2 protein-coding genes are annotated in these 649 nt (G+C 60.4%); both read right to left on the reverse strand.

Annotated elements, in window-relative coordinates:
* Positions 1–25: 25 nt before the first annotated feature.
* Entirely contained in the window at positions 26–325 is a 300-nt protein-coding gene (locus tag ACGLHR_RS52040) for a hypothetical protein (protein ID WP_400103980.1), read from the reverse strand.
* A gap of 12 nt (positions 326–337) precedes the next feature.
* On the reverse strand, positions 338–649 hold a 312-nt coding region (locus ACGLHR_RS52045; protein ID WP_400103982.1), incomplete at its 5' end, for a transposase.

The following is a 649-nucleotide window of genomic DNA, read 5'->3' on the forward strand; positions in this document are numbered from 1 at the left end:
CTAGTACAACATCTCGTAAATAGGTTTAATAATTATCGGGCTGCAAATATGGCTCCAGTAGGGTGACGATCACCTCGGCCATCTCGTCGAGTGTGCCGGTGCCGGGCAGAGGTTCCCAACGCCCACTATGGGTACGAAAGGCGGCGCCATAACGATTGCGGCTGAGCTCGGTCAGCCGAGCCACCACGGTCGGCTCCTCGTCGTCCATACGTTTGATCAGCAGGTGACGCCCGTAGGCCTGCGTGACGATCTGCTCGTGGCCGAGCAGGGTGCGTAGTTGCCGCTGCAGTTCGGCAGCGTAATGTTTGGCGGGAAAAGCTGGCATGTCGATCCTCGATTACGATGCGCCGGTTTGCAGCGGATAGCCCCGGAAAGTCCATTTGAACGGGCGTGCCGTCTGATTGTGCGCGCGGACAAACTGCTCGGTGCGCTCGCGCAGGTGCGCGGTGCTGGTGTGACTCGCATGGCGCAGCACTCGGCGCGTGTAGCGGGCAAACCAGAGTTCGATCTGATTGACCCAGCTCGCGTGCAACGGCGTGAAGTGGAAGTGGAACCGCTCATTGTGCCGTGCGTTGAACGCCTGCCAGACGGCCTGTGCGCGATGTGTGTTCAGGTTGTCCCAGACGACGTGCACCTGTTTGCCCGGGTA

The sequence above is a fragment of the Cupriavidus sp. CuC1 genome, assembly GCF_044627735.1.
Lineage (GTDB): Bacteria > Pseudomonadota > Gammaproteobacteria > Burkholderiales > Burkholderiaceae > Cupriavidus > Cupriavidus ulmosensis.